Consider the following 16801-nt stretch of genomic DNA (forward strand, 5'->3'; position numbering starts at 1 on the left):
CGCATTACATTGCGTTGTAATGCGGCAAGATTTTCTCATGTAGAATCTTGAACGTCAAAAAATAATGCTAATGATAAAAAAGAACGACCCGCCGAGTAGGTGGGTCGTTTTTTCTAGAGGCTCAGATCAGATGATCAGAGCGAGGAAACGGGCGTCATCAGGTGACGCTCGAATTCGCGATTTGGCGTACACGTGCCGCCGGGCGATGCCTGACACCAACGTGGATGAGCAGCGAAGCTGTTGCCGTTCAGGAAGCCCTGAAACCGGTGAACAAAGTCGATGCGGTGATTGCCAGCGCTAAGGGTCTGACAGCTAACCGGCGTACGCGGGTTGGCGTTGTAGCCAACTTCGGTACGAAGGTTCTTGTCGACCCATGTTTGTGAACAGGAGTTCCAGCCGGTGTCTTGCGCCGTGCCAGGGGACTCGTTCTCGTTGCTGAAGCAGTAGGTTCCTGCCGCAAAGTTCATGTTCGCGGAGAACATGAGGCCGAAGGACTCCGTACCACCACTTGTGAGTGAGGGCAAAAAGTTCCAGTTCGAGTTGCGGTAGTTGTGGGATGTACTGTCGACATCAAACTCCCAGCCGTCTTGCAGGTAGCGCTGTTCGCGCGTCTGGTTGCCAAAGAGCCAATGGGATCCAAACTGTCCCCAGCTCTTGATCTCGTTCCAGTTGTCGTAGTTGTGACAACCGCCAGAGATATCGGAACCATCCCAGACCGAGAGATTGATGATGCGAGCATACATGCCGTTTTGAACGGTAGAGCTCGAACCAATAAGATTCTCGGTGCACGCCTTCAGGCCATCGTTGTCGCTATCTGCTGCTCCGGCCGGCGTTGCGCAGGACGGAAAGTAGTAGTTGGCGAAGTTCTGACCATAGAGCGGAGAGGTAAATCCAGAGCGGCGCGCCCACTCATTCGAGAAGACGCCGTAGGGATCCATCACGTCGATGACCGCTTGAAAGCGGGCACGTTGTGCGGCGTTGTTCGCTAGGTAGGTCGGATTCGAGAAGATGTCCTCTCGGTTCTTGCCCCAGTGAAAGCGCGCCTCAGGGATGGTGAGAATGATCTCATGGAGAGCATTCAGTACGTGGTAGTTGTAGTTGTCCTTCTCCGCTTGTGTCGCCATGTAGCCGACATAAGTGGGAATCTCAACATGCATGATGCGTTCACCGTCGTTTACGCCTGCACGAACCGCATTGGCACCAAGGATGGTGTCGTCGGTTGCGTAGTCGTAACGGATGACCATACCAATGAGGGGGAGAGCCATCTGGCTCAGCTCATCACGGAGGATCTCGAGGGTTTGTACCTCACGAGATTGCGGCACGGCGACTTCCCAGTCCTGAGAAGAGAAGCGAGGCTGCCCTTCACGAAAATCGGGAAGTGTTGTGATGCGATGCGAAAGACCGATGAGATGATCGGTTGTCACCTCGGTGCCGTTGACCGTTTGGTATAGCCAAGGCTGTGTCTGTTGATAGCGCGCAAGCTCGACAAGCGCGTTGACCGCCGGACTGCAGAACGCCGCCTGGAACCCAGGAACCGCAGCATCGGTTGATGCCTGGTCCAGATCAGGGGTAAACAGACCATTCCATGCCGTTGGGTCGGCGAGATTGGCGGCGACGCGCATACCGCAGGTGTTCTTGACGCGATTCACGAAAGGAAACCAATGCGTGAAGGCGTAATCACAGTCTTCTACGAAGGCACCGACATCTGCGAACAGATCGTCTGCCGGCGAATCGGAGATGACGGTATCAAGACCGAACTGAGGTACGAGCTCCACGCGTACGGCGGCGATGAATCCCAGAAGACCAAGATGAGAGAGCAGAGCTCGCCACTGGTCTTGCTGAAAGGCATTGCCGTTGCCGGTGGTGCCACGTGTGTAGGTTGTGAGCGCGCCACTGGGGTCGATGACCTCAACAGAAACGATCTTGTGCGAGATGGAAGAGACGCTTGTTGGCGAACCTCCATGCAAACCGGTAGCGAGACCACCGATGACGGTGATGCCGCCATAGCCCGGAGCATTCATCTCGGTCGAGTAGCCGACAGCATTCGCCGCCACTTGAAGGGCGGAGAAACCGACGCCTGGCTCAACACGCATGGTGGGCACACCTTCAAAGACGGCGAGAGAGCCGATGCCCTGAAGGTATTCTGTCGTGATGACCACTTGTCCGCTATCTGCGCAGAGGATGTCGGTATTGCTGTGTCCGTGACCAACAACCTTGATCCGAAGCCCTTGGCTGACAGACTGACGAACCATGCGTTGCGCTTCTGCGATCGACGTCGGTGCCAGAATGTTGCCACGAGGGCAACGAACCGCCTCCGCGTAGTAGGCTGTGTGAACCGTGCTGTGGTCCACGCAGTCGTTCGTGCTCGTTGCAGCCGTCTCGCCAAGCAAGGGGTTGCAGTAGCCATCTTCGGCTTCACCAGCGACGGTGAGTGCTTGAAGGCTACATGCTCCCTGAGCAGAGGCGATCGGGGTTGAGGTTGCGGCGCTGAGCGTAGTCATCATGACCACGAGCACCGCAAACGTTGGGGGCGTGAGCATCCAAGGATGCCCGGCTTGAAAAGACCGTTCTCTCACATCTCACTCCTACGTAACAGGTTTTACTTTTTGCTTTGTTCAAAGAAAAAGAAAAAGCTCGGGTATACTATCATGAAAAACATCATGTTGATATATATCGTCTCTCTCTTTTGATGAACGCTTCACAGTTTGAATACGCTGAATTATTCTGTATAAACTATGACACCAAAAAAAGTTCGCAAAGTCATTATTCCGGTAGCTGGATTTGGTACGCGATTTTTACCTGCAACAAAGGCAACGCCAAAAGAGATGTTGCCAATTATCGATAAGCCCGTTATTCAATATATTGTTGAAGAGGCGGTAGCAGCAGGTATTGAGGATGTCATTTTGGTAACGAGCCACATGAAACGCCCCGTTGAAGATCATTTTGATGATAATGAAGAGCTCGAACGATGGCTTGAGAAGCAAGGCAAAAAATCACTTCTAGAAGAAATAAAAGGGATTTCTCAACTCGCGAACTTTATTTATGTTCGCCAAAAAGGCCCTTATGGCAATGCGACACCGGTAAAAAACGTTGAGCATATTATTGGCGACGAGCCCTTTGCGGTGCTTTTTGGTGACGATGTCTTTGATTGCAAAACACCCCGCTTAAAGCAGATGTTAGATGTGTATGAACAATACGGCGGTCCTGTGCTTGCATCTATAAAGACGGATAAAGAGGGGACGAAGAAATTTGGCATCATCGAACCCGGAAAAAAACTCGGTAAACGTGTTTTTGAAGTAAAAGGGATGATTGAAAAGCCTGGCCCAGAAAAGGCGCCATCATTGTTAGCGACCGTTGGTGGCTATATCTTAACGCCAGATATTTTTAAACACCTGGCTAAGCTTAAAAAGAATAAAGTGAATGGCGAATATATTTTGGTGGATGCTATTACTGAGCTTATGAAAGAGCGGCCTATGTATGCTGTAGAGCTAGACGGTCGTTATCATGACACAGGTTCTAAGCTTGGTTGGCTTGAAGCGAATATTGCTTTTGCCCTCAAGCGGCCAGATCTAAAAGAAGGTGTAAAGAAAATGCTCAAAAAAGAATTGGGTAAGTAAGCAAAAAGCGTGTAAACGCTTTTTTTGTTATACTGTTGTCATATGTCTTTTTCTTTAAAGAAAGCGGTCGCTCTTTTGGGTGTTCTTGCGATTACTGGTCAAGGTTGTACAAAGGCTTTACCACAAGCAACCGTTAATGCATCAAAACCTGTAACCCTCAGAATCTGGGGAGTTGTTGATGACTATAATGTCTATCAGCCGGCGATAGAGTCATGGCGCAAATTGCATCCAAACGTCACGATTGAGTATAAGCGTTTTCGTTTAGAAGAGTATGAAAATGAGCTCCTCAATAATTTTGCCGAAGACCGTGGACCAGACATCTTTTTAATCCACAATACTTGGACAGGGGAGTACTTATCAAAGATTACCCCAATGCCTAAGCAGGTTTCTACGGCCTATCGTGTTACTTCGGGTGGTGTGAGACCGCAACTGACATGGGAGTTACGTGCTGAGCCTACGGTTTCACTTATTGATATCAAAAATCAATTTGCTGATACGGTTGCTCGTGATCTTGTTCGTACCGTCAACGTTGGTACGACCGACAAACCGGTAAACGAAGAACGTGCTATGGGTGTACCAGTCGGTATTGATACACTTGCGCTTTACTACAATAAGGATTTGTTAAATGCGGCTAATATCCCAACGCCACCTGAGGATTGGGGACAATTTACCGAACAAACGAAGGCGCTCACACAGATAGATACTGACGGTAATCTCACAAGAACAGCCGCTGGTATTGGTACATCCGCTAATGTTGAGCGAAGTGTGGATATTATCGCTGCACTTATGATGCAAAATGGTACTGTGATGGCGGATGATTTCGGTTACCCTACCTTTGACCGTATTCCTGCAGGCTTGACTGGGGTAGAGTTTCCGCCGGCATATCGCGCGCTTGAGTTCTATACAGATTTTGCAAATCCAAATAAAGACACCTATACCTGGGATGCTAAGCAACCAAATTCGTACGAAGCCTTTATCCAAGGGCAAACCGCCTTTTTCTTTGGCTATGCGTATCACGGTGATTTGATCCGTGCACGTGCGCCTCGTTTAAATCTCGGTATTACAAAACTACCTCAAATAGGCGGTAGACCACCTGTTAATATTGCGAACTATTGGTATTTTGCCGTTGCAAAAAAATCCGCTTCGCAGGATCTAAGTTGGTCATTACTTACGTATCTGTCTAAAGCAGATCAACAAAAAGCGATGCTCGCTATCGCAAAACGTCCTGCTTCACGAAAGGCTTTGCTTACGGAGCAATTAAATGATGAGCGTATTGGTGTATTTGCCTCGCAAGTTCTAACAGCGACAAATTGGTATCGCGGTAAAAATATCACCGCTACAGAAGATGCCTTGCAGTCGATGATTGATGATATTGTTGCGGGTAGAGCTCCAATCAATCAAGCGGTGCGTCGTGCATCCGATGTGATTTCGCAGACGATTCAATAACATGATACACTGGCGCACATATGCTACGTGCGCTTTCAAAGACGTTTGCCCTCTCGCTTGCCATATTAGGTTTAGGATTATTTACCAATCCTCAAATAAGTCTTGCACAGGCTGATCCTGCACCAGCTTCAACAGGTATTGGTGATGGTTGCGGAGAATCTACCAATAGTAGAATGAATAATGCAGAGCGAAGAACAATCGCTAATCTCGTCACACCCGAGGTTCCTGCATCCGCTTTTTCTTGTCGTGACGTTTCAAGTATCCCCGAAGCACAAAGACAAGCTTCTTGTGTATCAGGCCTATGTCCGGGGGCAGCAACAGTCATGTGCTGTAAGCCATCTATAGGCGCTTCTCTTAATGTTACCGGGGGGAGTGATGCAAGCTCGACGGGTCCTAGTACCACAGGTCAAACGGGAGGCGTAGGTAGACTCGCGCTCCCATCGTGTGTTTCTGATGGTAATTGTGGACTAGATGGTATGGTTACCATGGCCGTAAATTTTTCTAACTTTCTTTTTGGTATATCTGGCGCGATCTTTTTGTTGATATTTGTGTACGCGGGGTTTCGACTTATCTTCTTCGCGCCGGACGCTGGCACGGTCAAAGAAGCAAAGAGCATGCTCGTTAAAGCAACAACGGGTATGGTGATTATTGCGCTTGCAGGTGTTGCAACAACCTACCTCTACAATGGTTTACGTAGCGGTCAAGTAACCGGAGGTGGAGCGCCTACCACGAGTAGCGCATGTGCAACAAGAGAAGATGGGCAGCCATCGGGATTAACTTGTGTGCAAATCAGTAATGTCCCTAGAACAACAGATTATGCTGCTTATAGTGCCGCTCTTGAGAGTATGGGTTGTAGACCTTCGCCAAGAGGTCAAAGTCTTTGCACAGGAGCTACCAATTATTGCTGCCCAGCAGGCACTCCAGACACCTATGTTGCACGCTAATTTTTACGTTATGAAAAACGCTCTCATTACGCTCGCTTTAACTTTAAGCGTATTTATTATTATACCGTTACGTGCTCATGCTGAGAATGTTCCTTTTCTTTGTGCGGGGGATACTATCATCGTTAATGATTTTAATAGAGTTGTACCTGTCATTGGAAAAACTCAAGCATTAACTGCATGTATGGAATATATTGTTGCAAACAATAAAACAGGCAGCACCTTAGAAGCACGAGAAAAGGATATTCAAACAGGTGAGGCTCGTGCTGGGGGATTTTCTTATAATGCGAATTTTTGTTGGTGCTCCGTTCCAGGAAACTCAACGAGCTGTGTCCCTAAGGTGCTTTTTGCTGCCAATGATAGCGCGGCTTGTGATTCTAGATGTTCTGAGGGTGGCGCTGTGGCAGTCCGTCGGCATTTTGAGCCACAGTATAAAGATTATCGAGGCACAACAAATAGTAATAAGTGCGGTAACTATTGCTGGTGCAGCCAGCCAGCAGCTGCAGGAGAAACTGGTACGCGCTGTACACTGCATCGAGATACTCCCAAAAGAATTGGCGCTCAAGAAGTAAGAGTGCCGCTTACAGAGAGAGATGAATGTAGTGCATTATGTAATTCGATTGCCGGCGGGTCTGCAAAACAGTACCAAATGACCTACAGGAATTATTCAGGATCCTCTGACTGTTCTGTGGCAGAAGGCTCTGTTCCTGATGGTTCAGATTCAGTAACCCCACGTACAACTACCCCAGCTCCAACCGTTCGTTTGTTTAACCCGCTTTCAGGCGCTACAACCATCGTTGATATTGTTAATCGTGTGATAAAAATGATGCTAGGCGTGGTAGGGGGCGGCGCATTACTGATGTTTGTCTACGGCGGTTTTAGCTGGATGATGGCGGGTGGTGATACGGGTAAATTAAGTACGGCAAAGACCATTTTATTAAACGCTACGTTAGGAATACTATTGTTGATTTTCTCTTACGCTATTGTCTCAACCTTCTTTAGTCTATTAACTTAAGCTATAAATTGTTATGTTATTTTTTCAAAAAATAAAAACGTTCTTGTTGGTAGCAATTACCATGATTGGATTTGGTTCTTTTACTGCCGTGTATGCGTCAGACAATCCATTTACAGAATTTTTTAGCCGAGAAGGATATGATTCTTGCGCAAATATTGATGATAACCAAAACAATGACTGTGGTGCTGATGATTTTGAAGCGGTACGTGGCGCATTGGTAAGCTCTGGTCTTTGTCCAACAGATCAAGATTGTACACAAGGGCAATACAGCCTCTTTCAAGTTGAGTTTTCTAACTCTCGTGCCGGTACTGAAGAAGCGCCCTCACCGGGGCCAGATCCTTCACCAAGCGGAGGGGATGTTCCTACCTTTAGAAGCCCTACAGAATTTGGCTACCAAAGCCCTGTTGGTAACGATACAACGATAAATAGTTTTATAAGTCGCATCATTAAGTTTGCTCTCGGAATTGTTGGCGCTGTTTTTTTGGCGATGCTCATCTACTCCGGTATTTTGTGGATGACGGCCGGTTCACAGTTTTCAGGTTCAGGAGATAAGCCAGGATCTAGTACATCTCAAATCGCTAAAGCAAAAGCCTCTATTAAAAACGCGGTGATTGGTATGGCTATTGTGGCACTCTCTTATGCAATCGTCACGACCGTATTTAATGTCGGAAATAGCGTTCTCAGGAGTCCTCCAGCAGCAGGCTCGTCGGGCTCGGTTACCCCATAAGGCACTTATTGAGCTTGGTATAACAAAAGAGTTGCACGATGTTCTACTGATATTTCGGTGACTATGGTATACTTTTTGTGTCGTCCAAACATTCAGTGGGACGATCTATCTAACATGAGAAAGGAGGTGAATTACGCATGACCCCTCGTATAAAAAAACTCGCTGCTTTTGCTGCATCGACTGCTCTTGCAGCCGTTCTAGTATTACCAGCTACTACTTTTGCACAAGGTACTTTAAACGCTAATGATCTTGGCGTCGGAGCTATTAGCAACGATATCAAACTTGGCTCAGGTGACGTCCGTCAAACGGCTGCACGTATTATTAACGTTGCTCTTAGTTTTCTCGGTCTTATCTCAGTTGTTATAGTGCTCATTGGTGGCTTTAAGTACATGGTATCAGGAGGCAACGACACGAAAACCGACGAAGCGAAGAAACTTATCACTTCTGGTATTATCGGTCTTGCTATCATCCTTTCAGCATGGGCGATCACAAGTTTTGTGATTAGCCAGTTACTTACCGCAACTTCGGATATCTAGTCCCATTGTATATATAATCCGGCGTACCGCCGGCAATCCTTTCATGAAACGAACTATCAAAACAGTGTTCGCCTTCGTGACGGCAATCATGCTTGCCATGCCGGCGGTCACGTTTGCTCAACTTACTCCGGCCAACACCGGATTAACAACAGCAGCAGCCGGAACCGGCCTCAGTACCGGTTGTTCAGGTACAGAGTGTGTCGTTACGATTATTGCGAATGTCATAAATATCGTTCTTGGTTTTCTTGGCGTCGTCCTGTTGCTCATCGTCATGTACGCTGGCTTCAAGTGGATGACCGCCGATAAAGAAGACGACGTGAAGAACGCGAAGTCGATGATAAAGAATGCTGTTGCTGGCCTAGTGGTCATCACGGTATCCTATGCATTTGCGGCTTTCGTTATAGAGACACTAGGAACTCTCGGTAATCCAGCTCAAGAAGTGCCAGCTCCTACTCAAGATGATTCTGCTGGTGGGCAACCACGAGGCTCGGGCAGTGATGCGTCTTCAAATAACGATAACCCTCCAGCTCAGCAAGAAGGGACAGATTCCTTCATTTGGAGACTGTTTGGTGGATAATTAACTCTCACTCTTAACATTTATGAAATATTTCTATTCAAAAGCAGTACTGCTAACTACCTCAGTTGGTACAGCGCTCACTGGTACAGTTGTCCATGCTGCAGGTAACCCATTTGGTAGTAGTGGTTCCGCTCAACAAGAATTAGGCAAGGTGCAAACAGCATCAGGATTAGGTACCGGTGATTTATCAACAATGATTGGTACTATTATCAATGTGGTCCTTGGGTTCATGGGTATCGTTCTTCTCTTCTACATAATCCTTGCAGGTTGGGAATGGATGAGTGCTGGTGGTGAAAAAGATGGCGTAGAAACAGCGAAGGCTCGTATCAAGAATGCTGTTATTGGTCTTGTTATTATCGTTTCAGCATACGCGATTTCTACCTTTGTTATTGATCAGCTTGTAAAGTTAACATAATTACCTCAAAGAAAAATCACTCAATACTGAGTGATTTTTGATAAAAAGCCTGGGACTCAATCTCGAAAGATTTCGAGAGAGTCACCGGACTTTAGTCAGTTACAGACAGTTAAATATCTGTATTCATGCCACCATCAGTAGAGCTGATGGTGAGCTGACTTCGCTGATTGATCAAGTCAGCTACCTGATACCTGCGCACTCGACTGCGCGATACAGGCATCAGAGCTCCAAGAGCCCCGCTGGCCGTAGGTAGGTATAGGTACACCCCAATTTCGACCGTCGGGCTATTCCCCTCCAGCTCCATTACGAAGCTGGTGTCTGTGTGCGCTGGCAAGCGCGCTGCGGACACAATGGCCGCCGCCTTGCATTTGCTGCACGGCCATCTGGGGACGCCCATTTCTGAGTAGGAGAGCCTCTCCTTCCGTTGACCGTTATTACCATCCAGTACATGGACGGTCTAACTTCAACAGTAATAGCTACAGGCGATGTCGCCTGTAGCGTGCCGCCGGAAGCTAAGCTAGGGTCGATGGTGCGACGTGAGCCTGGCGAATACCAGGTCGCATCAAAAATCCCCACCGTACTCGCGAGACGAGTTGTCTCAAAAGTACTTGGGCAGTACCCAAGCTGAGCATAACTCCATCCCTGAAACATGCCTTGGGGCATGTACGGGGAACAAGGGAGGCGTCGCAGCCACTGGAGGTGTGCTCGCAGCGGGTGCTGGAGCAGGTGCCGCCGGTGTGGTCTGTGGCGCAGCAGCAGCAGCAGCTGGTGCTGCTGCTTGCTCGGTGGAGCAGTAGCTCGGCGTCGTGGCGCCCTGCACGTTGCACGTACAGTCCACGAGGCAGGCGCGAGCGCCCGCGACCAAGAAGCGGTTCGCTTCCTGATACTGCTCAAGGTTTCGAGGAGTGACGCGCGTACGCCCACTCACCGTCGTGCACTGAGGTGCATGACAGGCGGAGAGGAGCCGCTCGATGAAGACGTGTATACGTCTCCCGAGCGCGAACGAGCGGATCCTCCTGCCCAAAGGCGGTGGAGGAAACGAGAAGGAGCATCGTCATGGTGACGAGAAAGAACTTGTACATTTTTTAACTTTTTTTTGTATTTTTGGAGTTCCCTCTCTAAACTAGAGAGGGACGACCACGTAACAACAAGCAATGCTTGCGTTACGTGGTCAGGGTGAGTCACTGCGCAGCCCTTGCGGCTGCACGTTGTTCGCCACGAGTCACAAGCTCGGCTTCGAGCTCCTCTTCGCTCATGCCAGCTCGCGTTTGCGAAGCCGGAGGCAAGTTTGGAACCTGTGGTCCGTACAGCACCGCTTGGCGCTGCATGCTGTAGTTGGCGGTCATGCCATTGAAGTATCCGCTGGTGTACAACGGCATGAATTGCCCAAAGGGCATCATGCCGAATTGTGACCCATTCAGCGCACCGGCGCGGAGTGTGCACGCGTCCATGATTTGGACCTGCGAGTAGCGGCAACCGGTAACACCGGCTTCGCAAATCGCAAGACCTGCGTCATTGTCAGCTGTGAAGCTGACAACGCATTGGTTGTAGCCTCGGGTTTCAACCGTGGCATATTGCCGTTGGTTAGAGACCGTGTGGCAATTCCCAGCCACACAGACCTGTCGCGTGCTGCTGCGTCCGTACGGGCTTCGTACATTGCTGCTAGCGGCGTTGTAGCAGCCCTGCATCGTGAAGATGAAGAGCGCCGCCAAGGCGACGAAGCCAAAGAACCTAATGAAACCGTTCAACGTTAGCTTTTCCATGAGTTCTCCTTTGCTAGGTTTTTTGCTTAAACTAGCGAAATTTGTCTTTTGTTGTCGAAGGTGTCGACAGGGTGATGAAAAGATACCGTATCTCTCTCACTCCTGACCCTCTAATATACCAAAAATAGTGACTTTTGTCAATGAATAACGCAACATTTATTCTGTCTCGTTTTACTTGACAAAACAGTCATTTTATCGTATATTTGCGTGTTCTCGGCAAGCTGCCGGGGATACCATCGTAACTTCACAACTTAACAAAAAATAGTGAAGTTTTCACGTCAATCAAGCCAAGGAGGCACAATGGCTAAAGGCAAGGGTAAGAATAGTGGCTTGAGTGAATTCCGCAAGGACACGCTCGAGCTCATGGTCGAGTTTCTCGCCAGAAAATTTGGCGTGAATCTTTTGACCGTGATGCCTGCGTCACTCAAGGATCAGCTCCTTAGGCTCCTCGGTGGGCCTGATGGAGAGATCACTGAGCAGCAGATCTACTACTTCTCGATGATCCCCAAGTTTTTGTTCAGCGGTACGCTGAGCGAAGAGGCGGGACAAAGCTTTGTAAAAAGCTTTGGTGAGTCCTTGCGTGCGTATGGTCAAAATCCAAACGCGGATCGTGATGCTCGCCGCATGGACATCCAACGCTTCTTGAACGAAGCGATCGTTGCTAGTGAGGCAAAACGGCCCACGAGCATCATCAGCAAAGCGAACCTCTTTGAGAGGATCGCAAACTTGCCATCGAGCGATAGCGCTTACATGGTACGTATGCTCATCTCACTTCAACAAGGGGGAGCACACAAGCTCAGTATGAACAGTTCTACGACGCCGCCAAAAAGTTGGTTGTCGAAGAGCAGCATCTGTTTCTTGTCATTCAGTATTTGAAGAATGGCAAGCAGGACATGGCCTACAAGGAGCTTGTCCGTGTCTTGAAAGATGCGGCTCTGGTGAATCCTCCTGAGAAGCCAAAGAAGCCGAACTGTATGGAACGGCTTAAAGGCTCGTGCAGAAGAAGAGCTGGATAAGCTCAGCTTGGACCATGGTCGAGATATTATCGACTATGTCGTTCAGCCAGGAGATACTATCGATTCAATTGCGAGTCAGTATCAGATTGAAGAGCATACGGTTCGTAACATGAATCACCTGAAACAGGGTGATCAGCCAGCGGTTGGTGCAACACTTCGTGTCGTACAGGGACCATTTTACGGATCCAATTCGACAAGCTGAAAAACTCACGGCCAGTCTCCTTAGGCGACTCGGCTAAACCACACTTCAACATTGGAGAACATCATGAACGAAAGACTGAAAGCGCGCTTTGAGGACATTAGCCTAGCGGCTCTATCCTTTCTCGGGATCTTCTTAGGACTCAAAGCCTACATGGCAGAGTTCAAGGTTCTGACGGGGCTTGCAAGTGCCACGGGGAGAATGAGTGTTCGCACAGTTGTGCGTTTGCTCAACTACAACGGTGTCGCCATGTTGCGACCCTTGTACACCTTCATCATCCTCACACAGCTTTTTGCTGATGGTTGTGGGTGTATTGCCGCTCGTGTGCTTGTCATACGAGTTGATGTCAGCGCTGATCATTGTGCCCAGCACCTTGATGCTGATTTGGCTCGTGTGGCGCAGACTACGGCTCCGAAACGTTGTGCCTTTAGCTCAAGCGAGCTCAATGCCCTTCTTGATTCGGATGCGATGATTGTGAACTTCGGTCATGGTGATCGATTTTCTGTCGTTGATTTGGTGACTTTCCCATTGGCTCTTATCGGTCAGGGATTGCTCCTTATCGTGATCGCCTTCTTAACGGGAGCGATTTACGGTACATCGGTGGCATTTATCTGGTCGGTCATGGCCGTCGGCATCATCACGTACGTTTTTGGCGTGTCGTTGTTGAGGCTCACCGTTGGCACTATCGGCGTATTTGTCGTAGCGCCCAGCAAGTGGGTTGAAACAGCGTCTGGTAGAATCGCGCGTGCGATTCTTGATCCGGTCCTGCCGGGGATCACGGCAGCCAATGTCGGGGATCTCTTGCCGGGTAGCTTGGTGGATAAGCTCAAAATGCTTTTCACCAGGTTGGACGACGGGATGAAACTCATGGACCAGTTTGCTGCTCCGATCATTATGATCTTGGCAGCAACTCTGAATCTGCCGGTCGCAGGATTGTGTATTGCTGGCCTGTTGATCTTTGGGATCTACCAAAATACCAAGCTACGTAAAGGCGGAACGTTTGCTGCAGAAGCAAAGAAGAGCATCAACGAAGGAGAGCGTTTTGTCTACGCCCTCTCGGTATTCTTCTATGTGTTGCACATCATCGGGCTCTTTGTCTTTGGTTTGCATACGCGACCAAGCGTAGGCATCCTTGGTGGGTCGCTCATGAACGTGTTGCAATTCGCGACAAGCGGATTGCTCATCAGCGCCGCTTCGGTTTTTGTCCTGATAAAGGTCAAGAATTGGGGCTTTGCTGCGCACAAGGGGCTTGAGCTTACGCTTCCGCAAATCGCGGGGGTCATTGCTCTCGTTCTATTGTTCGCGGTATCTGGCATTGGTGTCGCTAACGCGACCGGTATGGAGATCCGTCCTGTGGCTTCATATTTTGACAGGTATGAACATCCTCCAGGAGAGGCGCTTCATTGTCTCAATGGGATCAAGGATCATGGAGAAAGCTCTACGGACCATGGTCCAGGCTGTGGGCCCGCTCGACAAGGGGGTGACGAAGCCTCTCGTCGGATTGCGGCAGATTTGCCGGTCGAGTTTGCTCCGGTTCCTGGCGGCACGATCTTTCAAAGAGCGTGGTGCTGGGCATTTAAGAGCTCAGATTCTTGTGTTGGAGCAGCGGTGGAGAGTCCTCGTCAACAGCGGGGATTTCATCCAGCGCCTTCATCCGCACCTGAGCAAGCACCCGCTCCAATACAACGGACTCCTTCGGGGCCAATGTACGCGTCGCTTGATGCGAATGTTGCTTCGGGTGGGCTTCCGCCGTCACCGTACAACGAGATCATCGTGAGAGCGAGTGAGCGCCATGGCGTTGACAAGCTCTTGATCTGGACGGTAGCAAAGCATGAGTCCGGCTTTGATCCCAACATTGTTGGGGGGAGTGGAGAAGTCGGTCTCATGCAGCTTATGCCTGGTACGGCACGCGGGCTAGGTGTTCATGATCGTCATGATCCTGAACAAAACATCATGGGTGGTACGCTCTATCTCCGGAATAATCTGGATGCGTGCCATCAAGACGTTCGTTGTGCTTTGGCTCGCTATAATGGCGGACGTAATGGAATGCATTCACCACATGCTCAACGATACGCTCGTCGTGTCATGAGAAAGTATCAAGCACTCCGTACAGGTACGGCTCGTGATTATGAGCCGGCACCATCTCGACGTCATCGCGCTCCGCGAATCGAGTCTTCGGATTCGGTTCTCGTCGAGCGTGAGACCACGCGTGATTCGTCGCGTGTGACGATGGCTCGTCTTGACGACAGCGTCTGTGATGAGTTCTCCCAGTTCTTTCTCGAGCGTATGCGATCGCAAGGTCGCTGTCGCTAACATCCCCTAAGGGATAACTGAAATGAGCCCCCGATAGCTATCGGGGGCTTTTTCATTTGGTGTTTTTAGGTCATGATGATCACGATTCGTATGCAAAAGATTTTTTCTCTCTTTCAAAAAACGTGGATGCGCTGGCTTTTGTTTTTATCGGTTCTTTTGGCTTGGTTCATTGGTTTTCAGCCATGGGGCAGCTTTTCTGATCCCGATGCGTTTTACCATTCAACCATGGCGGCGATCATGTTGAAGCAAGGATTGATTCAAGATTTTTATTGGTTGGATCTGACTTCTTTTGCACACCCATTTTTTAATCAGCACTTTCTCTTTCATATAGCATTGGTTCCTTTTGTCGCAGTTTTTGGTGCATTGTTAGGTGGTCAAATTGCAGCCGTCTGTTTTGCGATACTTTTTTGTCTCGTCTTTGCTTGGTGCTTAAAAAAACTACAATCACCAGCACCGCTCTTTTGGACCTTGGTCATGGCGACCATGCCTGCGATGACGGCGCGTCTCTCATATGGTAAGGCCTCACCTTTTGCTGTTGGGTTATTTATTTTGGGTGTTACGGCATTGATTTCTCGTTCGAGATGGCTTGGATTTTTTAGCATGATGTTGTTTGTTTTATCGCATGCGGGTTGGCCATTGCTAATCTTGGCGCAAGGCGCACTTCTTGTGGGTCACGCTTTGTATTTATGTGCTGTTGATTCGGTGCCTTTTTGGCGAGTGTTTTGCGACAAAGAATGGCTTAGTGAGGTCGCGCTCTTTTTTACAACGCTATTAGGGGCGATTGTTGGTATTGCGTTACATCCGTACCGGGCTGAGCTCTTTGTCTTTTTAAAGGTGCAGCTTTTTCAGATTGGTATCGCGACGCCTTATGATCGCGTGATTATGGGTAATGAATGGTATGGTATTTCTCCGCTTACGGCTATTGCTTGGTATTATGTATTACTAGTGTGTTTCGGGTTTTTGCTTTTGGTCTTCTTGTTGCTAGAAGGGCTGCTAACCGTCAGGCGATGCGCTATGTGATTATGCTAGCGGTCCCTACGATATTTCTATTAGCACTTAATTTAAAGAGTGCACGTTTTGTAGAATACTCTGCACCTTTACTTGTTTTATTGATGGCGCAACTCTTTCATCTTATCGATGTGAAAAAAACATGGCGTGAACTACAAAAGACCATGCGACCACGGTATGCCTATACTTTTGCTATCACGCTCGTAAGTATTTTCGGGTATCAATCCGTAGATCTTTTCTGGACATCTCACTCGCAAAACAAGTCTTTTCATTATTATGCTGGTGCAATGAGTGTTATTAAAAACGAGCTACAACCGGGTGATCGACTATTTCATTCGGATTGGTCACATATGCCAATACTGTGGGCAGAGAATCAAGACATTCGTTATGTCGCGGGTTTAGATCCAACATTTTTACTTACAAAAAATCCTGAACTTTCTGATCGGTATACTGAGCTTACCCTTGGTCGTGCGACGAGCACTGCTTATGAAGTCATCGCTATTGAGACGCAATCAAAAGCCGTCTTTGTTGATCGAGCACGCGGTACCGCTTTTGAATCCGCCCTTAAAGCCGACCAACGATTTGAGCTTTTGTATGAGGATGATCGTGCCGCCGTCTATCGTGTTCACTAATGAAAAAAAGTTATCCACTGCTCACGTTTGACGTTCTTCCGTAATCCCCGTAAGAAATAGACATGAACCGAGTACCTTCCGTTCTATACAGCTAACCGTTCTCGCGAATTGTCATCTGACTCTCGCGAGAAACTTCTCAACGGTTTGTCGCGAGAGCCAGAGGATAATATCCTCGAAAAAATCTCCGGTCCCATGCTTGCCGGAGATTTTTTATTTACTTTTTTGTTAGCTTGTCGCCCGTCACCCCGAGCAACCGGAGCACTAGCGCAGGGCGTCGAGGGGTCACGTAGCCCCTGAGCGACCTCTCCACTCCCTCGTCAGACTCGGTCGGTCGAGGTGACGATAGGAAAGACACAGGGGAGGTTAAAGTTCAGTCTTTCAGTAATTCTTCAAGTGTTGGTTCGCCCCAGAGGTTAAATTCTCGAAGGCTATTATCGATAAGATCTTCAGCTTCGTCGATGTCCATCATTTCGTCGATGATGAGCTTATTAATCATTTCAGCGCGGCATTCTGCCTTCGGTCTTACGTCGCCGTCTTCTTTAAAGCACATGGCTTTAAGCTGTTCTTTGGTCATCATATATCGGTAGGGTAGTCGC

At 48.7% G+C, this 16801-nt stretch carries 17 protein-coding genes; 13 read left to right on the plus strand and 4 right to left on the minus strand.

Annotated features, from left to right (window positions below):
• Positions 1–134: 134 nt before the first annotated feature.
• Complete coding sequence (locus H6759_05390; protein USN52413.1) at positions 135–2540, minus strand: FAD-binding protein; 2406 nt, start codon at positions 2538–2540, stop codon at positions 135–137.
• Between the two features lie 195 nt (positions 2541–2735).
• Here H6759_05390 and H6759_05395 point away from each other — a divergent pair, with 195 nt between their 5' ends.
• The 8 genes from H6759_05395 (at position 2736) to H6759_05430 (ending at position 9274) form a co-directional block, all read left to right on the plus strand.
• A complete protein-coding gene (locus H6759_05395; GenBank protein USN52414.1) occupies positions 2736–3617 on the plus strand; it encodes a UTP--glucose-1-phosphate uridylyltransferase in 882 nt (293 codons plus the stop codon).
• Positions 3618–3659: 42 nt separating this feature from the next.
• Entirely contained in the window at positions 3660–5063 is a 1404-nt protein-coding gene (locus tag H6759_05400; protein USN52415.1) for an extracellular solute-binding protein, read from the plus strand.
• Positions 5064–5083: 20 nt separating this feature from the next.
• On the plus strand, positions 5084–6007 hold the full coding sequence (locus H6759_05405) for a hypothetical protein (protein ID USN52416.1): 924 nt from the start codon (positions 5084–5086) through the stop codon (positions 6005–6007).
• A gap of 10 nt (positions 6008–6017) precedes the next feature.
• On the plus strand, positions 6018–7019 hold the full coding sequence (locus H6759_05410; protein USN52417.1) for a hypothetical protein: 1002 nt from the start codon (positions 6018–6020) through the stop codon (positions 7017–7019).
• A 13-nt stretch (positions 7020–7032) separates the two neighbouring features.
• Positions 7033–7746, plus strand: coding sequence for a hypothetical protein (locus H6759_05415; GenBank protein ID USN52418.1), 714 nt, complete (start codon positions 7033–7035; stop codon positions 7744–7746).
• Between the two features lie 137 nt (positions 7747–7883).
• Entirely contained in the window at positions 7884–8282 is a 399-nt protein-coding gene (locus tag H6759_05420; protein ID USN52419.1) for a hypothetical protein, read from the plus strand.
• Positions 8283–8325: 43 nt separating this feature from the next.
• Entirely contained in the window at positions 8326–8859 is a 534-nt protein-coding gene (locus H6759_05425; GenBank protein USN52420.1) for a hypothetical protein, read from the plus strand.
• A gap of 22 nt (positions 8860–8881) precedes the next feature.
• The gene (locus H6759_05430; GenBank protein USN52421.1) at positions 8882–9274 is read left to right on the plus strand and encodes a hypothetical protein; all 393 of its coding nucleotides are present in this window, start codon (positions 8882–8884) and stop codon (positions 9272–9274) included.
• A gap of 303 nt (positions 9275–9577) precedes the next feature.
• Here the strand turns inward: H6759_05430 and H6759_05435 are convergent, their stop codons facing one another.
• On the minus strand, positions 9578–9937 hold the full coding sequence (locus tag H6759_05435) for a hypothetical protein (protein USN52422.1): 360 nt from the start codon (positions 9935–9937) through the stop codon (positions 9578–9580).
• 518 nt (positions 9938–10455) lie between these two features.
• Positions 10456–11037, minus strand: a complete 582-nt coding sequence (locus tag H6759_05440) for a hypothetical protein (protein ID USN52423.1) — start codon at positions 11035–11037, stop codon at positions 10456–10458.
• A 300-nt stretch (positions 11038–11337) separates the two neighbouring features.
• Here H6759_05440 and H6759_05445 point away from each other — a divergent pair, with 300 nt between their 5' ends.
• The 5 genes from H6759_05445 (at position 11338) to H6759_05465 (ending at position 16205) form a co-directional block, all read left to right on the plus strand.
• A complete protein-coding gene (locus H6759_05445) occupies positions 11338–11913 on the plus strand; it encodes a hypothetical protein (protein USN52424.1) in 576 nt (191 codons plus the stop codon).
• Positions 11914–12060: 147 nt separating this feature from the next.
• Positions 12061–12255, plus strand: coding sequence for a LysM peptidoglycan-binding domain-containing protein (locus H6759_05450; GenBank protein ID USN52425.1), 195 nt, complete (start codon positions 12061–12063; stop codon positions 12253–12255).
• 63 nt (positions 12256–12318) lie between these two features.
• Positions 12319–14565, plus strand: coding sequence for a lytic transglycosylase domain-containing protein (locus H6759_05455; protein ID USN52426.1), 2247 nt, complete (start codon positions 12319–12321; stop codon positions 14563–14565).
• Positions 14566–14637: 72 nt separating this feature from the next.
• Positions 14638–15585 carry a hypothetical protein gene (locus tag H6759_05460; protein ID USN52427.1) on the plus strand — a complete coding sequence of 316 codons (948 nt, stop codon included), beginning with the start codon at positions 14638–14640 and terminating at the stop codon, positions 15583–15585.
• A gap of 2 nt (positions 15586–15587) precedes the next feature.
• Positions 15588–16205 (plus strand): hypothetical protein, encoded by a 618-nt coding sequence (locus tag H6759_05465; protein USN52428.1) that lies wholly within the window; start codon positions 15588–15590, stop codon positions 16203–16205.
• A 370-nt stretch (positions 16206–16575) separates the two neighbouring features.
• Here H6759_05465 and H6759_05470 read toward each other — a convergent pair whose 3' ends face one another.
• On the minus strand, positions 16576–16782 hold the full coding sequence (locus tag H6759_05470) for a hypothetical protein (GenBank protein USN52429.1): 207 nt from the start codon (positions 16780–16782) through the stop codon (positions 16576–16578).
• Between the last annotated feature and the right edge of the window lie 19 nt (positions 16783–16801).

It is taken from the genome of Candidatus Nomurabacteria bacterium, assembly GCA_023898425.1.
In the GTDB taxonomy this organism is placed as follows: domain Bacteria; phylum Patescibacteriota; class Patescibacteriia; order 2-12-FULL-60-25; family 2-12-FULL-60-25; genus HK-STAS-PATE-2.